We start from the raw sequence: 24,510 nt of genomic DNA, 5'->3' as shown, positions 1-24,510 counted from the left end.
CTGTCCGACAGGCAGCTTCAAAATTAGGCTATTCTAATGGTCTGTGTTTATACGTATAAAGGTTTATTAATGTACTTATATCCTGTTTTTTTATTTTTGTTAGGTAAGTCCTAAAAAAGTGGGATTAAATGTAAAAATACAGAGAAAAAAGGCTACAATAATCATTCTTTTGTAGCTTTTTTAATATGTTTAAAAATCTAATTTATTTTACTGCATAATTGTGTAATAATGTTCTTTATAGTAGTTTTTTCGACAAATAGAAATAATTACCGACAAAACTAAACTTTGTACCCAGGTCTAAACTATCCTTTATTTTTAAAAAAGACAAATCAACAAACTGAGAATAGATAGGTTGTACAATTTTTATTTAACTAATGTTTCTTCGTTTGTCAAAAGAATTTAGAAGTTACGGAGGGAATGAATTGAATCTATTTAGTGATACATTTACCACGTTGGAGAACTCTTTAAACTTCTCTACCAAAAAAAATGCAGCCATTTCCGATAACATAGCAAACGTGGACACTCCTGGCTATAAATCTAAAGATGTTGTTTTTAAGGAAATATTAGCTGGGGAAATGAACGGATTGCAAGCGAATCGAACCAATGAAAAACATCTACCGTTTAGTACTGCTGATAACAGTCAAGTTAAAATGATTCGTAAGGAAGGTACTACATACAATCACAACGGAAACAATGTCGACATCGATAAAGAGATGAACGACCTCGCAAAAAATCAAATTCAATACCAAGCTCTCGTGGATCGATTAAGCGGCAAATTCAACAGTCTGGAAAGTGTAATTAAGGGAGGGAACTAAGCATGAGTATTTTTAATTCCATGAATGCCAGTGCCAGTGGATTAACAGCACAACGCCTTCGCATGGACACGGCTTCATCAAATATGGCAAATGCAGACTCTACTCGCGCTACAGTTAATGAAAATGGGGAGTGGGAACCTTACCGAAGAAAAATGGTTGAATTTCAACCAAAAGACCAGTCCTTTAGCTCGTTCTTAGAAAAAGCCCAGGCTGGCTCTTCTTCTACTGGTGAAAATGGGGTAAAAGCTACTGAAATACTCGATGATGAGGAGCCATTTAAGCAAGCTTATAATCCAAATCATCCAGATGCTAATGAGGAAGGCTATGTACAAATGCCGAATGTAGATCCGTTGAAAGAAACCGTAGATATGATGAGTGCCACCAGATCTTATGAAGCAAATGTAACGTCTATGAATGCTTCAAAAGGCATGCTGATGAAGGCACTCGAAATTGGTAAATAATTAGGAGGCAGACAGATGATAAATACCACTCCAATATCCAATAAGCAAATGCAGACTTTGGAGCAGACTTTGGATCAGACGGCAACAAAGTTAAACAGTCCTGCAGAGGCGCATTCTCAATTTGCAGATCATTTAAAAACAGCAGTAGAAAATGTAAACAACGCTAACAAAGCCTCTGATAATATGACTAAGGCTTTAGCGAATGGTGAAGTTGAAGATTTACATGAGGTAATGATTGCATCTGAAAAAGCCAGCATTACCACTCAAACTTCCATTGAAATACGAAATAAGGTAGTCGATGCTTACAAGGAAATTATGAGAATGCAAGTATAACGTCACTATTGATTTAGTTGCTATACATGTTCTCGAATATTGTGCTTTTTGTGGGGGCAATTATGAAAGAAAAATTTAAAATTTATAAAAGTAAAGCAACTTCGTTTTGGGATGAACGAAGTAATAAACAAAAAGGTCTGATCATAGGGACTGTTTCAGCGTTTATATTATTAGTTTCAATCGCGAGCATTTTCGCCACCAATTCCAATATGGTTCCTTTGTATCGTGATTTATCTCTGCAGGAGGTCGGACAGGTAAAGGAAGAATTGGATGCTAGAGGGATCGCTTATGAGTTGGATTCCGGTGGTACTACTGTTCATGTTCCTGAAGCCCAGGCTGAGTCGTTAATCGTTGATTTAGCGGCTGCTGGTATTCCAGACAGTGGGAATATTGATTATGGTTTTTTTAGTGATAATGTTTCCTGGGGTATGACAGATAATGAATTTGACGTTATTAAGGTAGATGCCATGCAATCGGAACTTGCTAGTTTAATGACAGGGATTTCTGGCATTGAAGGGGCAGACGTAATGATTAACGTTCCTGAAGAAGAAGTATTTGTTTCAGACACAAATCAAGCAGCTTCTGCTTCCATTGTTTTGAATGTAGAGCCTGGCCATGATATTCAAAACGATCAAGTTGAAACCCTATATAACTTAGCTTCAAAGTCCGTTCCTAACCTTTCTAAAGATGATATCGTCATTATGGATCAAAATTTCAACTATTTTGACATAAATAATTCAGAAAATGCAAATAGTTCAGACGCTTATACATATCAGCAAGGCGTAAAAGAAGATATAGAGAGAGATATTCAGCAGCGTTTACAAAAAATGCTCGGCACGATGGTCGGCCAGGACAAGGTCGTAGCTTCTGTAACTGCTGACATTGATTTTACACAAGAAAACCGCACGGAAGATTTGGTGGAGCCTGTCGATGAGGAAACTATGGAAGGTCTTCCTGTAAGTGTTGAGCGAATTGAAGAAGCTTACGAGGGAGGGACTCCTGTAGGGGGTACCTCTGGTACAGGTGAAGAAGATGTACCTGGGTATGAAGCTGAAGACGGGGAAGGCAGTGGAGACTATGAAATGTCTAAAGAAACCGTCAACAATGAGTTTAACCGAATGCAGCGCAACATTCAGGAAAGCCCTTTTAAAGTCAGAGATCTTGGGATACAAGTAGCAATAGATTCTACAAAAGGGGAAAACGAACAAGGTGAAATTGAAATGCTGTCCCAGCAAGAACAAAACACTGTTGAAGAAAGTATACAGTCGATGGTTGATTCAATGATTACAACATCTATTGATGGAAGCTATGAGCAAGAAATTGATACAGCGGATAAAGCTTCTATCGTATTTCAAGAGTTTGAAGGAAAGACTCAAAGGACTCCTTCATCTGAAGGAATCCCTCTATGGGTTTATCTAACAGGCGGGATATTACTACTTTTGATCGTCTTTTTAGGATGGAGACTGTTGAAACGCAGAAAAGTAGAGGAAGAAGAGACGATTTTTGAAGAAATCATTGAAGAAAAACCTAAAGCTGTACCCGAGATTGAGGAAAAAGAGGATGATTCAACGGTTAGAAGAAAACAGCTTGAACGCATGGCGAAAGAGAAACCAGAAGACTTCGCGAAATTACTGCGTTCATGGATCGCTGAAGATTAAGGAGGGACCTAAATGGCCTATCAACAAGCAAGGTTATCAGGAAAGCAGAAGGCAGCCCTTCTGCTCATCTCTCTCGGCCCTGATGTAGCCGCTCAAGTTTATAAACATTTAACAGAAGAAGAAATGGAACAATTAACATTAGAGATATCGTCGGTCCAGAAAGTAGAAGCTAAGCAAAAGGAAGAAATTCTTGAACAATTTCATCAAATAGCGCTTGCGCAGGACTATATTTCTCAAGGCGGAATAGGGTATGCCAAAACAGTACTGGAGAAGGCATTAGGAGAGGAAGAAGCTTCCAATATTATCGGAAGACTAACTTCTTCATTACAAGTGAAGCCGTTTGATTTTGCCCGTAAAGCGGACCCTAATCAAATCTTAAATTTCATACAAAACGAACATCCTCAGACTATCGCACTTGTCCTTTCTTATCTGGATGCAGCTCAGTCTGGACAGATTCTCTCAGAGCTGCCCCAAGAGTTACAGGCGGATATTGCAAGACGTATTGCTACAATGGATTCGACTTCACCAGAGATCATTAGTCAGGTGGAAAGAATTCTAGAGAAAAAGCTTTCTACAACAGTCACGCAAGATTATACAGATACGGGTGGCATTCAGGCAGTTGTTGAGGTTTTAAACGGAGTGGACAGGAGTACAGAGCGTACGATTTTAGATGCATTAGAGATTCAAGACCCAGAATTGGCAGAGGAAATTAAGAAACGAATGTTTGTATTTGAAGACATCGTTACGTTGGATAACCGAGCCATACAAAGGGTGATAAGAGAAGTGGATAATGATGATCTTCGTCTGTCACTGAAAGTCTCCAGTGATGAAGTGAAAGACTTAGTATTTAATAATATGTCCGAGAGAATGTCTGAAACGTTTAAAGAAGAAATGGAAATTATGGGGCCTGTACGCCTGCGTGATGTAGAAGAAGCGCAGACAAGAGTTGTCGGCAGTATTAGAAGATTAGAGGACGTAGGAGAAATTGTAATTGCCAGGGGTGGAGGTGAGGACATTATTGTTTAAGAAGAACCTTCACGAAAAACGACTCATTCAAATTAAGCCTCTACACGTGCAAAAAGAAAAAGACGAGGTTTTAAAAAAGCATCAAGAATATAGTGCCAATGAGCTGCTGCTAGAAGCTGAAGCTACATTAAAAGCTGCTGAAGAAAAATCAAATGATATCTTACAACAAGCCAGAAAAGAGATTGAACAGGAAAAAGAATCATGGAATAAGGAAAAAGAAAGACTAATCAAAGAAGCAGAAGAAAATGGGTTTCAAGCTGGATATAAAAGCGGCGAAGAACTAGGCGCCCATACATACAGTCAAAAAATTGATGAAGTGAACGAACTGATCAAATTAGCCAACGATAATTATTTACAAAAAGTAAGTTCGAGTGAAGAAGCAATTGTAGAGATTGCAGCGGCCTGTGCTGAAAAAATACTTGGTAAGGAATTACAAATGAATGAAGCCAGCTTTATCCATGTAGTGAAAAAGGCGGTTGAGGATGTTAAGAACCAACCGGAGATTAAAGTATATGTCCACCCGGATGATTATCCAACCATTCATGCTCAAAAAGCAGAATTAGAAGCGATCATGGAGTTCCAATCGTCGCTTCATATCATTATAAAGGAAACGGTAGAGAAGCATGGCTGTATCATTGAATCTTCTTTTGGTCAAATAGATGCCGGACTCGGATCTCAGCTCACAGAGTTAAGACGGAAGCTGGACCAAATCGTTCAAGAGGAGAAAGCAGATGAATAAAGAGCTTTTATTACAAGCCATTCAAAAGGCTGATCCATATAAAAGATTTGGGAAAATTTCAAGGGTCATTGGTCTGATGGTGGAGTCGAAAGGACCGGAAGCAAGCATAGGAGACGTTTGTTATATCCACACGCCTTCTTCCCCGCGTGCCAAGAAAATAGCGGCAGAAGTTATCGGCTTTCAAGAAGAGAAGCTCTTGCTTATGCCATATTCCGAGTTAACGGATATTGGACCAGGCAGTTTAGTAGAAGCGACCAAAGAACCGCTTCAAATAAAAGCCGGTATGGGATTAATTGGGCAGGTGATTAACCCAATGGGGCAATTATTGAGCGAGGATGACCTCCCAAAAGGATTGAAAACGTATCCGACAGAGCAGTCCCCGCCTAACCCCTTAACGCGGCCTCCCATTTCAAAACCTATACAAGTAGGTGTTAGAGCAATTGATACGCTGTTAACTATAGGAGAGGGACAACGAATAGGTATATTTGCCGGAAGCGGTGTGGGAAAGAGTACGCTGTTAGGAATGATGTCACGCAATAGTTCAGCGGATATTAATGTTATTGCACTCATTGGTGAGCGCGGACGTGAAGTCAGAGAATTTATTGAAAACGATCTCGGGAAAGAGGGGTTGAAACGTTCGATTGTCGTCGTTGCTACCTCGGATCAGCCTGCTCTTATGAGAGTAAAAGGAGCCTATACAGCTACAGCTATTAGTGAGTATTTTAGAGAACGCGGCTATAACGTGAACTTATTAATGGATTCTATTACAAGATTTGCGATGGCACAGCGTGAGATTGGCTTAGCTGCTGGTGAGCCTCCAACGACAAAAGGCTATACACCCTCTGTATTTGCTGCACTGCCTAAGCTTTTGGAGCGAACAGGTAAGAGTCATCTTGGTTCTATAACTGCCTATTACACAGTACTTGTAGATGGTGATGATTTAAATGAACCAATATCCGATACCGTACGAGGCATATTAGACGGTCATATTGTGTTAGATCGTAAATTAGCTGAACAGGGGCAGTTTCCTGCTATTAATATTTTAAAGTCCATTAGCCGGGTTATGAACCAGGTAGTAGATGATAAGCACAAAAAGTCTGCTGACCGATTGAGACAGTTACTAGCTACATATGAAGATAATAGCGAACTTATTCAAATCGGAGCTTACAAGCGAGGCAGCAGCAGAGAGGTTGATGAGGCAATTCACTATCATCCCGCAATTATTAAGTTTTTAAAACAAGACGTCAATGAAAAGTCTACTTTTCAAGAGTCCGTTATAACGTTATCCCAGTTATTAGCTTAGGAGGTTAACTAGTGACAACCCTACAAACCTTTTATAAGATCAAAGATTTACAAGAACGTGAAAAAAAAGAAAAGCAGAAAAACTACCAAGAGCAAGTGGATCATTTTCAAACAGTAGCCACTGATTTATATGATCTATTAAAAAGAAAAGAAACAGCAGAAGATCAATTCAATGAGCAGTTAAAATTGCAAACCGTAAAGGCTCAGACTTTCATTCAACACGAGCATTTTATAGATCAGCTGGACAAGCAGATAAATAAGCTTCAACCCTTGGTACAGCAAGCTAGAAATGATATGGAAAATGCTCATGATCATCTCTCTTCCGCGCATATTGAAGTAAAGAAATTCGACAGTTTAATAGATAGGCGTCTCCAGAGACACAAAGATTGGTTGAAAGGTGAAGAGAACAAATCTATGGATGAATTATCTACAAGACAGTTTCTAAACTATAAAAACAGGTGATCGTATGGCGAAGAAAAAAGAAAACAATCATAACCCCGTGCAATGGTTTTTTCTTGTTATCGTTGTTCCGACGGTTTTTGCGTTAACCCTGCTCCTCGTAGTTCTTATATTTATGGGGGTGAATGTATTTCAGAAAGCAGAAGATGTGGCTAGTAAAACCCCCCTATTGTCTCAATGGGTTTCAACGACAGAAGAGAAAGATGCCCGGCGGGAGACTGATCGATTAGAAGCTGTCATCTCTGAAAACGATTCGGAAATTGAGCAGTTAGAGTCTGAAAATAATGATAAAAAGGCTACGATTGAGGAATTAAATCAAACCATTGAGAAGCTGGAAGCTAGATTAGATTCGGCGGCGGAAGACGCGAGTGAAGAAAATACTGACCGAGTTGCAGAAATGGCCAGGTCTTTTCAAGAAATGGATGAAGAGGAAGCCGCTCCTATCATAGAAAACATGGACGAGACGTTAGCGATAGAATTACTTGAAAAGATCAAAAGCGATCAGCGTGGAGCTATTCTAGGTGTGATGGATGCTGAAACGGCTGCTGAGCTGACAGGCTTAATCACGGGCTCCCGTTAATGACTTTTGTTTGTAAAGATTGAAAGGAGGTGAAATGAACGTGGAAATGATGGCACAGTTGTTTTCATCCATGCCTAAAGAAATGCCGGATTTCTCAACGAATGGAAAAACAAAGCAAAAGGACGACCACCGTGCGTTTATGGAGACACTGGAAGGCTTGTTAAAAGAGGAGACCACACAGCCGTTCAATTTAAGAACCTTATTATCTCAAATTAAAACGAAGCTGGAGCAGGCAGGTGTGACGATCGAAGGAAAAGAGATGGAAGTATCCTCGGAGGAAGTCGATAAGATCATTGAAGGAATAAGTGAAGCAAATTTAGCGACCTGGGTGGAAGCAGGAATGCCCGAAGAGGTTCAATCATTGTTTCAAATGGAAGAGAGTGAGTTTCTAGAATTAAATCAAACCAGTCAAACAAATTTTATAAGTGCTCTTCAACACGTAACTGAGCAGCTGGATAAAAAATCACCCAATAAGAAAGATAGCTTTATTTTTAATATGAGGGTCTCTTCAATAAATATGAGTCAACAAGCTGGGCAAACGGTAAATTCGCAAGCAGCGCTCGAAGACCAGGCTGAAATTCTATGGAATAATTTTGATCGCCTGTCCACTCAGCTTTTAAATGCATCGTCTGACAAGAACGCTGCCAAGCCGGATGTTGTGGATCAAAGAGCAATGATGCAATTAACTCAGCTGTTAGAGCAAGTGACTAAGCTGAACAAACAAGTGAAGGATCAAAGCTCTTTTCAAGAAACCTTGACGAAATTTAGCAAACAAGGGACTAGTGAACAACAACAGCTTTTTGCACACTTAGTGAAAAACTTTTCCGATCGTAATTCTATGCCTTACCAGCAGCATTCGACTGTACGAAGTAAAGATGTTGCGAAGTGGGCAGCACAATTTCTTTCGAACACAGCGGTGAGTGAAACTGTAAATTATTCCAATGGAGCAGGGATACATACATCGATGAGTAAATTAGAACAATATGCGATTCATGTCAACCAAACTAATTCTCAGTCCGCTATGCAGCAGCAGTTTATGGAGCAGTTTGAGCAATTGATCAAGTCCAGCCGCTTGTTCCAAAACGGAAGCGGGCAATCGGAAATGAACATTCGTTTAAAACCTCATCAATTAGGTGAGATGAATGTAAAGGTCTTGCACATGAATGGTGAGATGGCCGTGAAAATAACGGTTTCTACCTCTGCCGCTAAAGACATGTTAGAGAGTAACATGAATCAACTTCGTCATTTGTTTTCTCCTCAACAAGTTGTTATCGAGAAATCTGACTTAAATACAGGTGAACAGATGCTGTCTCAGGAAGAAAAAAGTGCTGACGGTTTCAAAGAACAGTCATCTTCCCAAAATCAAAATGATGAGGAATCTGAGGGAACAGATGATGAAAGAGAAGAATTGTCTTTTAAAGAACTGTTAGTAAACGAGAAAGTGTAGGTGATGAGCATGACAAGTATTGATCCTTCTTACTACTTGAATAATCAGCCTTCTAAGAAAGCGGGAAGTGATGAATTAGGTAAAGATGACTTTCTGAAAATATTGATGGCCCAGCTGCAAAACCAGGACCCCTTAGATCCTATGGAAGATAAAGAGTTTGTTTCACAAATGGCTCAGTTCTCAAGTTTAGAACAAATGACAAATATGTCTTCAACAATGGAGAAATTTATGGAAAGTCAAAGTTCCATCCCTGTCATCCAATATAGCGGGTTGATCGGTAAAGAAGTAACTTATCCAATATACGATGAGAAGACAGAAACAGTAGACGGTTATAAAGATGGAAAAGTAAACTCTGTCAGTCAAGAAGATGGAGCTGCTTTCTTACTATTAGAAGACGGAGAGAAAGTATCTGTCAATGAAATTACGAAAGTGACCGAAGCAAAAGAATAGAAAGTAGGAATGGTTATGGATCCACGGATACACCAGCTTCATCAACCGTTACCTGTTACCCAGACGAAGAAGGCTTCAAAACAACCTAACGTCTCATTTAAGCAAGCATTAGATGAAGCAAGCGGTCTGCAGATAAGCAAGCATGCAAAAAACGGATGAATGAACGCGACATAACAATTAACGACAGGCAATGGAGCCAGATTACCAACAAAATTAATGAAGCGAAATCCAAAGGTGTAACGGATTCTTTAGTTGTATTAAAAGATTCAGCGCTCGTAGTAAGTAATAAGAATAACACGGTAATCACAGCGCTCAATAAAGATGAATCTAATGATCACATTTTCACGAATATTAATGGAACAATTATTTTAGACCAATAGGCCGGACCCATCGAAGGGAAGCCTTAACAGCTTACCGACCGACAGAGGTAAGTTTAAATAAAAATGGAGGAGAGATCGTGTAATGCTACGTTCAATGTATTCAGGAATTTCTGGAATGAAGGGTTTCCAAACTTCACTCGATACTATCGGTAACAATATTGCCAATGTCAACACAAGTGGATTTAAAAAAGGAAGAGTTTCGTTTCAGGATATGATGAGTCAATCTGTAGCGGGTGCTCAAGGGGCGGTTGAAGGCGCGGGAGGAAATGTACGCGGGGGGATTAACCCTTCACAAGTTGGTTTGGGTTCTCAGATGGGATCAATCGACAGTATTCATACACAAGGAAACAGGCAGACGACCGATCGTCCACTGGATTTAGCGATAGAAGGTGATGGGATGTTTGTACTTGCGGAGGGTCGTGATGGAGAGACGATAAATACAGATGAGACATTTGGTGCAGAAGGGTTAGCTAACTTAAACACAAGCTTTACTAGGGCGGGTAACTTTTATTTAGATGAAGAAGGAGCCATTGTTAATGCCGACGGGAAATATCTTGTTGGAGAATCCTATAATACCGAGGCAGATCCTGCTACGGCTTCAGGAGAAGCAGGAGTCATAACCATCCCGGAAAACGCCCAAAGTTTTAACATTCAATCAGATGGCACCGTTGGTTATGTTGATGAAGGAGGTAACCCTCAAACAGCTGGACAAATTCGGTTAGCAAACTTCTCTAACCCTGAAGGCTTAGAAAAAGTAGGGGGAAGCACGTATCGAAATACGGATAATGCAGGTTTGTTTGTTGGGCCAGGTGGTGAAGAAGGTGTGCTGACAAACTTAAACGATCTCCAGCCAGCCGGACAAAATGGTACAGGAGAAATGGTATCAGGTTCTCTGGAAATGTCGAACGTGGATTTAGCTGAAGCATTTACTGAAATGATTACTGCTCAGCGCGGCTTCCAGGCGAACACAAGAATTATTACAACCTCAGATGAAATTTTACAGGAACTTACGAACTTAAAACGATAATAAAGGAGGGAGGAGGGCTCTAATAACGAGCCCCTCCACACTCAAATGATTTCATTAACGAGGTTGAACGGTGATGCTTTTTGGTTTAATCCGATCTACATAGAAAAAATTCAATGTAACCCGGACACGACGATTACAACAACACAAGGGAAAAGCTTTGTCGTTAAAGAGTCTGAGGCTATAGTCATAAAGAACATGAAACGCTTCTACAGAGAAATTGGTTTAGTGAGAATCGTGCACAAGGCTGGTGAAGAGGAATGAAAAATAAAGTATTTAAAACGATGCTTATTGTACTCGGCTCCATTACCGTTATCGGCGTAGTTGCCCTCGTTTTTGTATTAAACTTATCTGAAACTGAAGCTGATGGAGAGCGAAGCATTGATGACATACGTGAAGCCTCATTAATTACAGAAGATATCACGACTGATATTCAAGGCGGAGATTTCGTGCGCATCAGCTTTCGAATCGTCACAGATGGGGAAGATGCGTTACATGAATTGGAAAAACGCGATTTTCAAATGCAGAATATACTCATTAAAGAACTGGCCACGATGGAAGAAGAAGACTTTACAGCTGACCTGACGGCCTTAGAAGAAGAGTTAAAGCTGAAGCTTAATGAACTCATGAATGACGGGCAAGTGACAGAAGTATATACCGTAGATAAAGTCCTTCAATAGAATTGTGGAAGGTTATGGACAGGTGGAGGTGAGTTTTTTGGCAGAGGAAGTACTTTCGCAATCAGAAATAGATTCATTGCTTTCCGCTCTATCGACAGGAGAAATGGACGCGGATGAGCTAAAAGCCGAGGATCATGAGAAGAAAGTAAGAGTCTACGATTTTAAAAGAGCTCTGCGGTTTTCAAAGGATCAAATTAGAAGTTTATCAAGAATTCATGAAAATTTTGCACGTTTATTAACCACTTATTTCTCAGGACACCTTAGAACGTATGTCAATATTAGTGTTGCTTCAGTTGATCAGCTTCCTTATGAAGAGTTTATCCGGTCAATACCGACTATGACGATCCTAAATATTTTCAGTGTTCCCCCGCTCGATGGTCGGATTCTTCTCGAAACCAACCCGAATATCGCTTACGCCATGCTTGATCGAGTATTAGGTGGAAAAGGAAGCAGCGTGAACAAGGTGGAGAACTTAACAGAGATTGAAACGACGATTATGACACAGCTTTTTGAGAATTCTTTAGAAAACTATCAAGAGGCTTGGGGTTCCATTATTGATATAGATCCTGTGTTAGAAGAGTTAGAGGTTAATCCGCAGTTTCTTCAAATGGTATCTCCGAATGAAACAGTCGTAGTTGTTTCATTAAATACATCTATTGGGGAAGCGAGCGGTATGATTAATATTTGTATTCCTCATGTGGTATTAGAACCAATTATTCCAAAGTTGTCTGTTCATTATTGGATGCAGAACCAGCAGCCTAAAGAGAGTAACCCGTTGGAACTCGAAGCCTTATCCAAAACAGTAAAGCAGGCTGAAGTAGATGTACGGGCCATATTAGGGGAGTCGGATCTCTCAATCGAAGAATTTTTGAAGTTAGATCAGAATGATGTCATTCGTCTCGATCAGTCGATTGATCATCCTATGAAACTAAGAATTGATGAGGAAGAAAAATTTTATGTTCAGCCAGGTAAATTAAAAAATAAGCTGGCCGTTCAAGTATTAAACGAGTACCAGGGGGGTGCCGAGTATGATGAGTGATGACATGCTGTCACAAGATGAAATTGATGCATTACTAAATGGCAGTACAGATGAGAGTGAGGGAGACGGCAGGTCCTCTCAACGAAAGAATGTAGAAGAATACATTTCGGGTTTGGAAGAAGATGCGCTGGGCGAAATTGGGAATATTTCGTTTGGCAGTTCAGCTACTGCCCTGTCGTCTTTACTTAATCAGAAGGTTGAGATTACAACGCCAGCGATTTCAACAATAAGGCGATCTGAGTTAAGCGATGAGTTTCCTAAGCCCCATGTAGCTATAAACGTGAACTATACCGATGGATTTTCTGGAGAGAATATGCTGGTCATTAAAAACCCGGATGCTGCGATTATTGCTGATTTAATGTTAGGCGGCGACGGAACAGCACCTTCTGAAGAGTTGAATGAAATACATTTAAGTGCTGTCCAGGAAGCGATGAATCAAATGATGGGATCAGCAGCTACAAGCATGTCAACCGTATTTAAGAAAAAAGTAGATATTTCACCACCTGCTATTACGGTATTGGATTTAGAAGAGAACAAAGGTACAGAGAAAATACCTAATGATGAAGTTCTTATCAAAGTATCTTTTGCATTGAAAGTCGGAACCTTGATTGATTCAAACATTATGCAGCTTCTGCCGGTCGAATTTGCTAAAGGTTTAGTAGACGAACTTCTTGATCCTCCTGAGGAAGAAGCTGGCCAGGAACCAGTTAAAGAAGCGGCAGAGCATAAGCCTGAGGCTGCACCGCAACAGCAGCAGGCAACAGAAGAAAAGCCTCCCGTCGAATCAAAAGACCCGCAATTACTGGGTGGAACCGGCGGACAGCATTTAAATAATTCTACAGTGCAGTCTGCACAGTTTTCTAATTTCGAGCATGTGCAGTTAAATGATACCGAGCAGAGAAACCTGGACATGTTAATGGACATTCCATTAAAAGTAACCGTCGAGCTGGGACGGACGAAACGAACGATTAAAGAGATATTAGAGCTTTCTTCAGGTTCTGTTGTTGAACTGGATAAACTAGCGGGAGAGCCGGTAGACATTCACGTTAATGACAAACTAATGGCTAAAGGTGAAGTCGTCGTTATCGATGAAAACTTTGGTGTAAGGGTGACAGATATACTAAGCCCTAAAGATCGATTAAAAAAATTAAAATAATATATGTAGGAGGAAATGACAATGTCAGAAAGTATATTAATTGTAGATGATGCAGCATTTATGAGAATGATGGTGAAAGATATTTTAACTAAAAATGGGTATGAGATTGCAGGAGAAGCTGAAGATGGCCAGAAAGCGGTAGAACTTTATAAAGAGCATCAGCCTGATCTAGTGACGATGGATATTACAATGCCCGAAATGGATGGCATTACGGCTTTAAAAGAAATTAAAGCGCAGTACCCAGAAGCGAAAATTATTATGTGTTCGGCCATGGGGCAGCAGGCAATGGTCGTCGACGCCATTCAAGCAGGTGCAAAGGACTTTATTGTTAAGCCTTTTCAAGCTGATCGAGTGATCGAAGCGATTCAAAAAGCGCTCAATTAATCTGTAAGGATAGGATGAACCTCATGAAACGTACGTTTGTTGCGGTAATCACTGCACTACTTTTAAGTATATTTGTAGTTTCCTTTAGTTCACCATCTTTAGCAGCTCCGTCCGTTTCAGAATGTACTGAGAATCCAGACATGGAAGGGTGTGGATCTATTAGCAGCCCGGGAGAAGGTGAAGGAACTTCGGATGAGTCTACTGCTGATTCAGAGGAGTCACCTTCCCTCTTATGGAATATCCTGAAGTTAATTTTCGCTTTGTTTGTTGTATTAGCCCTAATATATGGATTGCTTAAGTTTTTTAATAAACGAAGTAGAGTATTTCAAAAGAATCGGACGATGGAAACATTAGGTGGAATTACATTAGCTCCTAATCGTTCATTACAAGCTGTTAGAATAGGTGAAAAATATTTCGTCGTAGGTGTCGGGGACTCTATAGATCTTATAACAGAAATTACAGATGAAAAGACGATTGACAGCCTGAGCAGCCAAGAAGAAGTTGATTTCATGAATAAAGGTGTCAACCAATTAAAACAGCTTAGCAGGAAAAGAAACTCTGAGTCTACATACAATCAATCTTCGACGGTTCAATTTCAAAAATTGTTCCAGACTCAACTAGAGGAAATGAAAAAGAAAAGGCGCTCCTTTTCGAAAAGAGAGGATGATTCGTCTTGAGTGAATTCGTGGACATCTTCTCCGGATCAGACCCGGAAAATGTGGCAACTTCTGTGAGGCTGCTTCTGCTGCTCACTGTGTTATCTCTTGCGCCGGGGATTTTAATTTTGATGACCAGCTTTACGAGAATACTCATTGTATTATCATTCGTTCGAACATCTTTAGCCACTCAGCAAATGCCTCCGAATCAAGTGTTGGTCGGCATTGCGCTGTTTCTAACCTTCTTTATTATGGCACCCACGTTTCAAGAGGTGAATGACCAGGCACTAACGCCGTTATTTAATGAAGAAATTACATTAGATGAAGCGTATGAAGAAGCTAGTGTTCCCATGAAGGAGTTTATGGCAAAGCATACGAGACAAAAAGATTTAGAGTTATTTATGGGGTACTCCCAAATGGAAGAACCCGAAACAATACAGGATATTCCTTTAACTACGCTCGTTCCTGCTTTTGCCATAAGTGAATTGAAAACAGCGTTTCAAATGGGTTTTATGATATTTGTACCTTTTCTTGTAATTGATATGGCTGTAGCAAGTGTACTTATGTCGATGGGAATGATGATGCTTCCACCAGTCATGATTTCTTTACCATTCAAAATCTTGCTTTTTGTTCTTGTAGACGGGTGGTACCTGATTTCCAAATCATTATTAGAAGGATTTTAAAATTAATGGAGGGTAGTAAATATGACAAGTGAAATGGTCCTTTCGTTCGCAAAGGAAGGCATATATACAGTATTACTCGTGTCTGGCCCTTTATTAATTTTAGCCCTGGCAGTCGGCTTATTGGTAAGTATTTTTCAGGCAACGACACAAATTCAAGAACAGACGCTTGCCTTTATTCCGAAAATAGTAGCCGTATTAGTAGGAATGGTTTTTTTTGGATCGTGGATGCTGACGACTATGGTGGACTTCACCGTACGCGTATTTGAAAACTTGAATATGCTGGTGGGATAACATGCTTGAGTATATAAGTGCGATAAACCTGCCAGCTTTCTTATTAATATTTGTAAGAATTACATCATTTTTTGTTACGCTGCCTATATTTTCTTATCGAAATTTACCAGCTCAGCATAAAGTCGGGTTTAGTTTATTTTTAGCCGCTCTAATGTATTTCACAATTGATGTACCTGACTTAACGATAGACGCTTCTTACTTTATCTTACTTTTTAAAGAAGCGGCCATAGGATTATCCGTAGGTTTACTTGCTTATATCATATTAGCCGCTATTCAAATAGCAGGTGGATTTATTGATTTCCAAATGGGTTTTGCGATAGCAAATGTGATAGATCCGCAGACAGGAGTACAAAGTCCTTTGATTGGTCAATACATGTATACGATTACGCTATTGTTTATCTTAGCCGTGAATGGCCATCATTTAATGATTGATGGTGTATTTTACAGCTATGAATTAATTGCTATAGATCAATTGATTCCCCTGCAAAATGAGAATTGGATATTATACATAATCGAAGCATTTAACCAGATGTTTGTCATAGCTTTCTTAATGGCTGTTCCAATTGTAGGATGTTTATTTCTAGTTGATGTAGCACTTGGGATTATTGCGAGAACAGTACCGCAGCTTAATGTATTTGTCGTTGGGCTTCCTTTAAAGATTTTCGTAGCCTTACTTGTCCTCGTGATTGCGATGACTTTCTATATTATGTTAATTCAAAACCTATTTGGAACGATGCTTGAGACAATGCAAGGGCTGATGCAGCTGTATGGGGGAGAGTAAGCCGTGCGTTTAATAAGACTAAACCTGCAATATTTTGCGGCAGATGAGAAAACGGAAAAAGCGACACCGAAAAAAAGAGATGATACTAGAAAAAAAGGTCAGGTTGCCAAAAGTCAAGATGTCAATACAGGCTTCCTTTTGCTTTTAGTGTTTGGCGGATTGTTCTTGCTGGGCGATTATATGAAAAATACAATGACAGGGATGTATGAGCAGACTTTTCAAGAATATATGAATTGGGATTTAACAATCGATACGGCAGCCACTATCTTTCGTGAAATCACTATAGAGATGGCAAAAGTGATTGCTCCTATTATGGGTATCGCTATTCTTGCGGGAATCACGTCAAATCTTGTGCAAGTGGGCATCCTGTTTACGGCTGAACCGTTAAAATTTGATTTAAAGAAAGTTGATCCAATCAAAGGCGCTAAACGTATTTTTTCTGCCCGTGCTCTCGTAGAACTTGTCAAATCTTTACTTAAAATCTCACTTATTGGAGTGATTACATTCACGATCATTTGGTTGAATAAAGACCAAATGATGCTCATGTCGCAAAAATCTGTAGAAGACGCACTTCTGTTCTTTGGAGAGATCACGATTATTATGGGGCTTGCTTCCGGCCTGGCGTTACTTTTACTTTCAATAATGGATTATACCTATCAACGGTATGATCACGAAAAGAATATACGTATGTCTAAAAAAGATGTAAAAGATGAACATAAAAATATTGAGGGTGACCCGCTCATAAAATCGAAAATCAAGGAAAAACAGCGGCAGATGTCTGCTGCTCGTATGATGAGTGAGGTACCTGAGGCGGACGTCATTATTACGAATCCAACTCACTATGCTATAGCCATTAAGTATAATGAAGAAATATCTGATGCACCGATTGTTGTAGCTAAAGGCGTAGACTTTGTAGCACAAAAAATAAAAGAAATTGCTAAAGCTCATGAGGTGGTTGCGGTAGAAAATCGGCCACTGGCTAGAGCCATGTACCAGGAAGCGGAAATTGATCAACCCATCGATGAACAATTTTTTAAAGCAGTTGCAGAAATATTAGCTTACGTTTATCGATTAGAGAAAAAAGTGTAGTACTAAGGAGTGACCCCGATGTCAGCAAGAGATTTATCAGTATTAATTGGTGTAATTCTAATCATAATCATGCTCGTTATACCACTGCCAGGGTGGCTTCTTAGTTTTTTAATTTTAATCAATATTACGCTCGCTCTGATCGTTATTTTAGTGTCGATGAATATGGAAGAAGCTTTGCAATTTGCTGTTTTTCCTACTTTGCTTTTGTTACTCACTCTCTTTCGACTCGGATTAAATGTTTCTACGACTCGTTCAATTTTATCCGAAGCAGATGCAGGTGGAGTAGTTGAAACATTTGGAACCTTCGTTATTGGAGGCAACCCTTTAGTCGGTTTTGTTGTTTTTATTATATTAGTAATTATCCAATTTTTAGTGATTACTAAAGGGGCTGAGAGAGTATCCGAAGTAGCAGCTCGTTTTACACTTGATGCAATGCCAGGAAAGCAAATGAGTATTGACGCTGACTTAAATGCAGGAATGATTAATGAACATCAAGCAAAAGAGCGAAGAGAAAAAATTGAAAATGAAGCTGACTTCTACGGAGCGATGGATGGGGCAAGTAAATTTGTAAAAGGTGATGCGATTGCAGGCATCATCATCGTGATTATGAACATTATTTTTGGACTGATCATTGGGATGGCTCAGATGGGCATGTCATTTAATGAAGCGATTGATACATATATGAGGCTTACGGTTGGAGATGGTTTAGTGAGTCAAATTCCTGCGCTGTTAATTTCTACAGCCACAGGGATAGTAGTAACAAGAGTAGCTTCTCAAGGAAACCTGGGATCTGATGTTACGAGTCAGCTTTTGAAGTTTCCCAAATTATTATACATTGCCGGGGCAACGATTTTCCTTCTCGGGTTAACACCAATTCCTTTTTTTCTAACGACATTAATTGCTTCAATTCTAATATTCGGTGGGTATTGGCTCTCGAGGGTAGATGAAGAATTAGAACTCGAAGAACCGGAAGAAGCAGATGAGACGGAAAGTGATCAAATGAAAGCACCGGAAAATGTCGTTAACTTAATCAGCATGGATCCTGTTGAATTTGAATTCGGCTATGCTCTTATTCCTATCGCAGATACAAATCAAGGTGGAGATTTACTGGATCGTATTGTTATGATTCGCAGACAGCTTGCGATTGAATTAGGAATCGTCATCCCCGTCGTTAGAATCAGAGACAATATACAACTGGGGCCAAATGATTATCGATTAAAAATTAAAGGCAATGAAGCAGCTAAAGGAGAACTTCTTCTAGACCATTACCTTTCGATGAGTCCCGGAATGGATGACGATGAGATCGAGGGCATCGAAACGACTGAGCCAGCTTTTGGGCTGCCTGCTAAATGGATTACGGAAGACTTAAAAGACGAAGCCGAACTGTCCGGATATACTGTAGTTGATCCTCCTTCTGTAGTCTCCACACATATTACTGAAGTCATTAAGAAACATGCTCACCAATTGCTGGGGCGTCAGGAAACACAACAATTGATAGAGCACTTAAAAGAATCCTATCCAATTCTTGTGGATGAAGTAACGCCTGAACCTTTATCTGTAGGCGACGTTCAAAAGGTGTTGGCCAAATTACTAAAAGAAAACGTGTCGGTTAAAAACTTGCCGGTTATATTCGAAACACTAGCTGATTTTGGCTCAATGACAAATGATACCGATTTACTGGCTGAGTATGCAAGACAAGCATTGGCGACTCAAATAACGAATCAGTATCAAAAAGAGAATCAAAATCTGAAAGTTATTACGGTTTCAGGAAAAGTAGAAAAAATATTGGCTGATCACATTCAACAAACTGAACACGGAAATTTTCTTGCTCTTGACCCGGATATTCAACAAACAGTAATTAAAGCAGTAACTGAGCAGGTGGATCAAGTTTTGCTGCAAGAGGAACATGCTATTATCCTCTGCTCACCAGCTATTCGAATGTACATGAAGCAGCTGCTGGAACGCTATTTCCCTCAAGTAGTAGTTCTTTCTTATAACGAGCTTGATCCTAATGCAGAAGTAGAAAGTGTAGGGGTGGTGAACGTGGCATGAAGGTAAAAAAGTTTCAAGCTCCATCGATGCCGGAAGTAATGAACAAAGTAAAAAAGAATCTGGGAACAGATGCTGTTATTCTTAATTCTAAAGAAATTAAAGTCGGCGGCTTTTTAGGAATGTTTAAAAAGCCGCAGGTCGAAGTGATTGCTGCGATAGATCCCTCCGACGAAAGTGAAAATAGGAGTACAAGGCAAACACAGAAGTCAGCTCCCGCTGTGCACCGTTCAGCTGATCCCTCTTTAGATAATAACGAAGTAATGAAAGAGTTAAAGCAGTTAAAAACTTTAGTCCAGCAGCAGGCCTCTCATGGGGAAAAGCAAACCTCGCTACAGAAGATCGCCGATTACTTAAAGGAACAAGAGCTTGAGCAATCATTTGTCAATGAACGTATTCAATCGATAGTTCTTAGTAGTTATGAGGAAGAGCTCAACGAAAACCAATTAAAAGATCTGGTGAAAAATGATATCTGTCAGGCTTTGCCTCCTGCAGCTTTAGGAAAGCAGGGTTTTACGAAAAAATATATTCACCTCGTCGGCCCCACAGGTGTTGGGAAAACGACGACAATAGCTAAATTAGCATCAGATGCCGTATTAAACCGCAACGAAAGTGTAGCTTTTATTACAACCGATACGTATCGAATGGCTGCAGTGGATCAATTAAAAACATATGCCAAACTATTAGATGTTCCGCTTGAAGTCGCATATACGATTGAAGATTACAGAAAAGCGAGGGAAAGATTAAAAGCCTATGACCTTGTATTTATCGATACAGCAGGTCGTAACTTTAAAGATCCTTTCTATGTAAGTGAATTGACTAAAATGATCGAGTTTAATGAGGATACAGAAACTTATCTGGTTCTCTCACTTACTTCAAAATATGCTGATATGAAAGAAATTTTCGATAGTCTAAACCAAGTACCCATTAACAAACTGATTTTTACAAAGAAAGATGAAACATCGAAAATCGGGGGAGCTCTGAGCCTCTCTATCCTTCATCAAATAGGTATTGCTTATATCACATTCGGCCAGGATGTACCAGATGATATTGAGCATACGAATCCTACTAAACTAGTCGACACGATTATGGGAGACTATTCAAATGAGTGATCAGGCCGAAAATCTTAGAAACCGCTTAAAAAACCTTTCGCAACACGAAGCAGAAGCAAAAACGATAGCTGTTGCAAGCGGTAAAGGCGGGGTTGGGAAATCCAACTTTACGATTAATTTTGCTTTAAAATTAATTCAGAATGGAAAGAAAGTGCTTGTTATAGACTTTGATATCGGCATGGGGAACATTGATATTCTGTTAGGTGTTTCTCCTGCAAAGTCCTTCATCGATTTATTCAATGATTCGACCAGCACGATAGAAGATATTGTTGAGTTAGGACCAAGCGGGCTTTCTTATATATCAGGCGGGTCTGGATTGCGAGAGATTTTTACGTTAAATCATTATGAAATGGATTATTTCTTCCAGCAATTTAACGAGTTGGCAGGTTCCTATGATTTTATCCTGTTTGATATGGGTGCAGGAGTGACGCGGGACAGCTTACATTTTATGGCTTCAGCTGATGAAGTTTTTGTCGTTACAACCCCGGAACCGACCTCTATAACCGATGCTTACGCTGTAATTAAACATTTAAAAAATTGTGCACCTGATCTTCCAATCAGCGTATTAACGAACAGAACTTTCAATCAAGCGTCTGCTGATGAAGCATTTAAGAGACTGAAAAATGCAGCGATGAAGTTTATGGACAAAACAATTACTCACTTAGGCAGCATGCCCGATGACCGTAAAGTAATGAGTAGTGTTCTTGAGCAGGTGCCTTTTGTCATAAAGGAACCAAGGTGCTCAGCTAGTAAAGCGGTACATGAGATTACAGCAGACTATTTAAGTGTTCCATCACATAATCGTAAAATTTCCTTTTTATCTAAGCTTAAAAGCTTTGTAAAAGAAAGGTAGGCTGGAATGGAACCTATTAAAATTTTAATCGTTGATGATTCAGCATTTATGAGAAAGATGCTGAGCGATATTTTAAACCGTGATCGAAGAATCCAGGTGATCGGTACAGCCAGGAATGGTGAAGACGGTTTGCAAAAAGCTTCCAACCTTGAGCCTGATGTCATTACGCTGGATGTTGAAATGCCTAAAATGGATGGATTAACCGCTTTAGTAAACCTTATGAAAATAAAGCCGATCCCTGTAGTAATGGTTTCCAGCCTGACGAGTGAAGGTGCTGACAGCACGATAAAAGCAATGACTCTAGGAGCAGTGGACTTTATTTCTAAGCCCTCTGGATCGATATCTTTAGATATTCATAAAATAGGGCCTTCCATTGTGCGAAAAGTTTTAACAGCAAGTAAAGCAAAACTCCCCAAGGAAAGGCATATGGTTCACAAGCAAATGAGTGTTGAAGCTAAGTTTACAACTACCAAGGCATTTAACACTCCCAACAAAATTGTCGCTATTGGTACATCTACAGGAGGTCCACGTGCTTTGCAGACGGTGCTTGCTTCTCTTCCTGAAGGATTAAATTGGCCTATTGTCGTTGTTCAGCATATGCCTAAAGGGTTTACCAAGTCACTTGCCAGGAGGCTGCACGCGCTTTCAAGGATTACTGTTAAAGAAGCAGAAGATGGAGAAGTATTGCAGAACGGGACCGCTTATATTGCTCCAGGGGATGAACACATAGGGATCGAGCTGAGAAATAATGAACTGGTAGTTGATTTAAAGCGAAGCGAACCTATCATGGGTCATCGTCCATCGGTAAATTATTTATTTCAATCCTTATCTCAACTAAAGATAAGTACGTTAGCCATTATCATGACGGGAATGGGAGCGGACGGGACCGAAGGGCTCATTCAATTGAAGAAAAGGAACACAGATACCTATGTGATTGCTGAAGCTGAAGAAACTTCCATTGTATTTGGGATGCCAAAAGCCGTTATAAAATCAAAGCTTGCCGACGAGGTAATCCCGGTCGATAAAATAAGTGAGCGCATAAGGGATTTATAAGTAGGAGGAAGGTCGATGGAAACAAACCAATATTTAGAACTATTCATTGATGAGAGTAACGAACATTTGCAATCTATTAATGATCGATTGTTAGATTTAGAAAAGAAACCACAAGAGTTATCTATTGTAGGGGAAATTTTCCGTTCCGCTCATACCCTTAAAGGGATGGCTGCGACTATGGGCTATCAAGATTTAGCAAACTTAACGCATAAAATGGAGAATGTACTAGACAGCGTGCGCAATGAAAAAATTTATGTAGATGCTGAAATGCTGGACGTCGTTTTTGATTCAGTAGATGACTTAGAAGCTATGGTATTAGACATTTCTCAAGGAGGAACAGGTGAAAGGGATGTTACTAAAGTGGTTGATCTTCTTCAAGCCATTGAACTCGGAGAAGTGTTGGATAATCAAAAGAAACAACAATCGGTCACGCCAGCAGAAACATCTTTAAAACTTCAAGTGGACGAGTTTACTCGGACCGTCTTAGAACAATCTCAAGAGCAAGGGCTATCAAATTACAAAATCAAAGTTTCACTTCGTAGCGATTGTATGTTGAAGGCTGCTAGAGTTTATATGGTGTTTGAGGCCTTAGAACAAATGGGAGAAGTGGTGCTATCTACACCTGCAGTAGAAGCGTTAGAAAATGAAGAGTTTGATACAGACTTTCTAGTTCTTTATGTAACAGAGGCCCGCCAAAGTGAAATCGAAGCGAAAATCATGAATGTTTCTGAAATAGAAGCTGTACAAATTTCAGAATACCGGGAGGCTGAGGAAATTAACAAAGAAGTAAAAATTATGACTGAAGAACAAGAAAATAACGATGAAAAGAGTGAAAAAGAAACAGCTTCCCCGGCGAAACACGCCAATAAAACAATTCGAGTAAATATTGACCGTTTAGATATTTTAATGAACTTGTTTGAAGAATTAGTGATTGACCGTGGACGTTTAGAGCAAATTTCCAATGAACTCCATCATTCTCAGCTACAAGAGACTGTAGAGAGAATGTCGCGCGTTTCAGGAGACTTGCAGAATATTATTTTAAATATGCGCATGGTGCCAATCGAACAAGTGTTTAACCGCTTTCCGAGAATGGTGCGCCAACTATCCAGAGACTTACATAAAGATATTGATTTACAAATAGTAGGAGAGGATACAGAACTTGATCGAACCGTTATTGATGAAATCGGGGACCCACTTGTTCATTTAATTCGAAATGCTATTGATCATGGGATCGAGGATCCAAAAGAACGTGAAGCAAATGGAAAGCCAGCTGGGGGATGCATTGAATTAAAAGCTTACCATAGTGGTAATCACGTATTTATCGACATCTCTGACGACGGCGCTGGAATTAACCGTGAAAAAGTATTACAAAAAGCATTGAGTCAAAAAGTCGTGACTCATGAACAAGCTGTAAAGCTATCTGACCAAGAAGTCTTTGAGTTAATTATGGCGAGTGGCTTTTCTACTGCAGATACTATATCTGACGTTTCAGGCCGGGGGGTCGGTTTAGACGTAGTGAAAAATACGATTGAATCTCTAGGCGGAAATATTACGATAAATTCACATTTAGGCAGTGGAAGCATTTTCTCTATACAGCTGCCTTTAACTCTCTCCATCATTTCCGTTATGTTAGTTGAAGTTCAAGAAGAAAAATATGCAGTGCCGCTATCTTCCATCATAGAAACCGCCATTGTAAAAAAAGAAAATATCCTCCGCGCTCATAATAAAGAAGTGATTGATTTCAGGGGGAGCATTGTGCCGCTGGTATCCCTAAAGGATGTATTAGATGTACCGGAAGTATTAGAAGAGGGAGATAATTACTCTGTTGTTATTGTAAGGAAAGGGAACAAGCTGGCAGGCCTCGTCGTTGACTCATTTATTGGACAGCAGGAAGTCGTCCTTAAATCGTTAGGAGATTATTTATCAGGAGTGTTTGCAATTTCGGGAGCTACCATTTTAGGGGATGGTCAAGTGGCTTTAATATTAGATTCTAATGCATTAATTAAATAA

Annotated in this window: 29 protein-coding genes; all 29 read left to right on the top strand. The window is 39.7% G+C overall.

What is annotated here, in order from left to right; all coding sequences use genetic code 11:
- The first annotated feature begins 422 nt into the window (after positions 1-422).
- The 29 genes from flgB (at position 423) to ACGTNH_RS11175 (ending at position 24,510) form a co-directional block, all read left to right on the top strand.
- A complete protein-coding gene (gene flgB, locus ACGTNH_RS11315) occupies positions 423-815 on the top strand; it encodes a flagellar basal body rod protein FlgB (RefSeq protein WP_394586917.1) in 393 nt (130 codons plus the stop codon).
- A 2-nt stretch (positions 816-817) separates the two neighbouring features.
- Positions 818-1,276 carry a flagellar basal body rod protein FlgC gene (flgC, locus tag ACGTNH_RS11310; RefSeq protein ID WP_394586915.1) on the top strand — a complete coding sequence of 153 codons (459 nt, stop codon included), beginning with the start codon at positions 818-820 and terminating at the stop codon, positions 1,274-1,276.
- Between the two features lie 48 nt (positions 1,277-1,324).
- Positions 1,325-1,609 carry a flagellar hook-basal body complex protein FliE gene (gene fliE, locus ACGTNH_RS11305; RefSeq protein ID WP_507161314.1) on the top strand — a complete coding sequence of 95 codons (285 nt, stop codon included), beginning with the start codon at positions 1,325-1,327 and terminating at the stop codon, positions 1,607-1,609.
- Between the two features lie 62 nt (positions 1,610-1,671).
- On the top strand, positions 1,672-3,267 hold the full coding sequence (gene fliF / locus ACGTNH_RS11300) for a flagellar basal-body MS-ring/collar protein FliF (protein WP_394586913.1): 1,596 nt from the start codon (positions 1,672-1,674) through the stop codon (positions 3,265-3,267).
- A gap of 12 nt (positions 3,268-3,279) precedes the next feature.
- Positions 3,280-4,293, top strand: coding sequence for a flagellar motor switch protein FliG (gene fliG / locus ACGTNH_RS11295; protein WP_394586911.1), 1,014 nt, complete (start codon positions 3,280-3,282; stop codon positions 4,291-4,293).
- Positions 4,286-5,032, top strand: a complete 747-nt coding sequence (gene fliH / locus ACGTNH_RS11290) for a flagellar assembly protein FliH (RefSeq protein ID WP_394586909.1) — start codon at positions 4,286-4,288, stop codon at positions 5,030-5,032. Before fliG ends, fliH begins: the two co-directional genes overlap by 8 nt.
- Positions 5,025-6,335 carry a flagellar protein export ATPase FliI gene (fliI, locus tag ACGTNH_RS11285; protein WP_394586908.1) on the top strand — a complete coding sequence of 437 codons (1,311 nt, stop codon included), beginning with the start codon at positions 5,025-5,027 and terminating at the stop codon, positions 6,333-6,335. Before fliH ends, fliI begins: the two co-directional genes overlap by 8 nt.
- 11 nt (positions 6,336-6,346) lie before the next feature.
- Positions 6,347-6,796: a flagellar export protein FliJ gene (gene fliJ, locus ACGTNH_RS11280; RefSeq protein ID WP_394586906.1), complete on the top strand. Its 450-nt coding sequence runs from the start codon at positions 6,347-6,349 to the stop codon at positions 6,794-6,796.
- A 4-nt stretch (positions 6,797-6,800) separates the two neighbouring features.
- Positions 6,801-7,373 carry a MotE family protein gene (locus ACGTNH_RS11275; RefSeq protein ID WP_394586904.1) on the top strand — a complete coding sequence of 191 codons (573 nt, stop codon included), beginning with the start codon at positions 6,801-6,803 and terminating at the stop codon, positions 7,371-7,373.
- Between the two features lie 46 nt (positions 7,374-7,419).
- A complete protein-coding gene (locus tag ACGTNH_RS11270; protein WP_394587693.1) occupies positions 7,420-8,820 on the top strand; it encodes a flagellar hook-length control protein FliK in 1,401 nt (466 codons plus the stop codon).
- A gap of 9 nt (positions 8,821-8,829) precedes the next feature.
- On the top strand, positions 8,830-9,270 hold the full coding sequence (gene flgD, locus ACGTNH_RS11265) for a flagellar hook assembly protein FlgD (protein WP_394586903.1): 441 nt from the start codon (positions 8,830-8,832) through the stop codon (positions 9,268-9,270).
- Positions 9,271-9,285: 15 nt separating this feature from the next.
- A complete protein-coding gene (locus tag ACGTNH_RS11260; RefSeq protein ID WP_394586902.1) occupies positions 9,286-9,429 on the top strand; it encodes a hypothetical protein in 144 nt (47 codons plus the stop codon).
- Positions 9,426-9,650 carry a TIGR02530 family flagellar biosynthesis protein gene (locus ACGTNH_RS11255; RefSeq protein WP_394586901.1) on the top strand — a complete coding sequence of 75 codons (225 nt, stop codon included), beginning with the start codon at positions 9,426-9,428 and terminating at the stop codon, positions 9,648-9,650. Before ACGTNH_RS11260 ends, ACGTNH_RS11255 begins: the two co-directional genes overlap by 4 nt.
- Positions 9,651-9,732: 82 nt before the next feature.
- Entirely contained in the window at positions 9,733-10,677 is a 945-nt protein-coding gene (flgG, locus tag ACGTNH_RS11250; RefSeq protein ID WP_394586900.1) for a flagellar basal body rod protein FlgG, read from the top strand.
- A 45-nt stretch (positions 10,678-10,722) separates the two neighbouring features.
- Positions 10,723-10,938, top strand: coding sequence for a flagellar FlbD family protein (locus ACGTNH_RS11245; RefSeq protein WP_394586898.1), 216 nt, complete (start codon positions 10,723-10,725; stop codon positions 10,936-10,938).
- On the top strand, positions 10,935-11,354 hold the full coding sequence (gene fliL / locus ACGTNH_RS11240) for a flagellar basal body-associated protein FliL (protein WP_394586896.1): 420 nt from the start codon (positions 10,935-10,937) through the stop codon (positions 11,352-11,354). The genes ACGTNH_RS11245 and fliL overlap by 4 nt, the downstream gene beginning before the upstream one ends.
- A 37-nt stretch (positions 11,355-11,391) precedes the next feature.
- A complete protein-coding gene (fliM, locus tag ACGTNH_RS11235; RefSeq protein ID WP_394586894.1) occupies positions 11,392-12,393 on the top strand; it encodes a flagellar motor switch protein FliM in 1,002 nt (333 codons plus the stop codon).
- Positions 12,383-13,549, top strand: a complete 1,167-nt coding sequence (gene fliY, locus ACGTNH_RS11230; RefSeq protein WP_394586893.1) for a flagellar motor switch phosphatase FliY — start codon at positions 12,383-12,385, stop codon at positions 13,547-13,549. The genes fliM and fliY overlap by 11 nt, the downstream gene beginning before the upstream one ends.
- Before the next feature lie 21 nt (positions 13,550-13,570).
- Positions 13,571-13,933, top strand: a complete 363-nt coding sequence (locus ACGTNH_RS11225) for a response regulator (protein WP_394586891.1) — start codon at positions 13,571-13,573, stop codon at positions 13,931-13,933.
- Between the two features lie 23 nt (positions 13,934-13,956).
- Positions 13,957-14,610 carry a flagellar biosynthetic protein FliO gene (locus tag ACGTNH_RS11220; protein ID WP_394586890.1) on the top strand — a complete coding sequence of 218 codons (654 nt, stop codon included), beginning with the start codon at positions 13,957-13,959 and terminating at the stop codon, positions 14,608-14,610.
- A complete protein-coding gene (gene fliP, locus ACGTNH_RS11215) occupies positions 14,607-15,272 on the top strand; it encodes a flagellar type III secretion system pore protein FliP (protein ID WP_394586889.1) in 666 nt (221 codons plus the stop codon). Before ACGTNH_RS11220 ends, fliP begins: the two co-directional genes overlap by 4 nt.
- A gap of 21 nt (positions 15,273-15,293) precedes the next feature.
- The gene (gene fliQ / locus ACGTNH_RS11210) at positions 15,294-15,563 is read left to right on the top strand and encodes a flagellar biosynthesis protein FliQ (protein ID WP_394586887.1); all 270 of its coding nucleotides are present in this window, start codon (positions 15,294-15,296) and stop codon (positions 15,561-15,563) included.
- A gap of 1 nt (position 15,564) precedes the next feature.
- The gene (fliR, locus tag ACGTNH_RS11205) at positions 15,565-16,344 is read left to right on the top strand and encodes a flagellar biosynthetic protein FliR (RefSeq protein WP_394586886.1); all 780 of its coding nucleotides are present in this window, start codon (positions 15,565-15,567) and stop codon (positions 16,342-16,344) included.
- A 3-nt stretch (positions 16,345-16,347) separates the two neighbouring features.
- Complete coding sequence (gene flhB, locus ACGTNH_RS11200) at positions 16,348-17,433, top strand: flagellar biosynthesis protein FlhB (protein ID WP_394586884.1); 1,086 nt, start codon at positions 16,348-16,350, stop codon at positions 17,431-17,433.
- An 18-nt stretch (positions 17,434-17,451) separates the two neighbouring features.
- Entirely contained in the window at positions 17,452-19,485 is a 2,034-nt protein-coding gene (gene flhA / locus ACGTNH_RS11195; protein ID WP_394586883.1) for a flagellar biosynthesis protein FlhA, read from the top strand.
- Positions 19,482-20,594, top strand: a complete 1,113-nt coding sequence (flhF, locus tag ACGTNH_RS11190; RefSeq protein WP_394586881.1) for a flagellar biosynthesis GTPase FlhF — start codon at positions 19,482-19,484, stop codon at positions 20,592-20,594. Before flhA ends, flhF begins: the two co-directional genes overlap by 4 nt.
- Entirely contained in the window at positions 20,587-21,447 is an 861-nt protein-coding gene (locus ACGTNH_RS11185; protein ID WP_394586879.1) for a MinD/ParA family protein, read from the top strand. The genes flhF and ACGTNH_RS11185 overlap by 8 nt, the downstream gene beginning before the upstream one ends.
- A gap of 6 nt (positions 21,448-21,453) precedes the next feature.
- Complete coding sequence (locus ACGTNH_RS11180; RefSeq protein WP_394586878.1) at positions 21,454-22,500, top strand: protein-glutamate methylesterase/protein-glutamine glutaminase; 1,047 nt, start codon at positions 21,454-21,456, stop codon at positions 22,498-22,500.
- A 15-nt stretch (positions 22,501-22,515) separates the two neighbouring features.
- Positions 22,516-24,510 (top strand): chemotaxis protein CheW, encoded by a 1,995-nt coding sequence (locus ACGTNH_RS11175; protein ID WP_394586877.1) that lies wholly within the window; start codon positions 22,516-22,518, stop codon positions 24,508-24,510.

Origin of the sequence: Halobacillus sp. B23F22_1, from assembly GCF_043497005.1 — a bacterium.
GTDB lineage: Bacteria > Bacillota > Bacilli > Bacillales > Halobacillaceae > Halobacillus_A.
The sequence above is the reverse complement of the archived record's forward strand: the minus strand, read 5'-3'. Positions and strand labels throughout refer to the sequence as shown.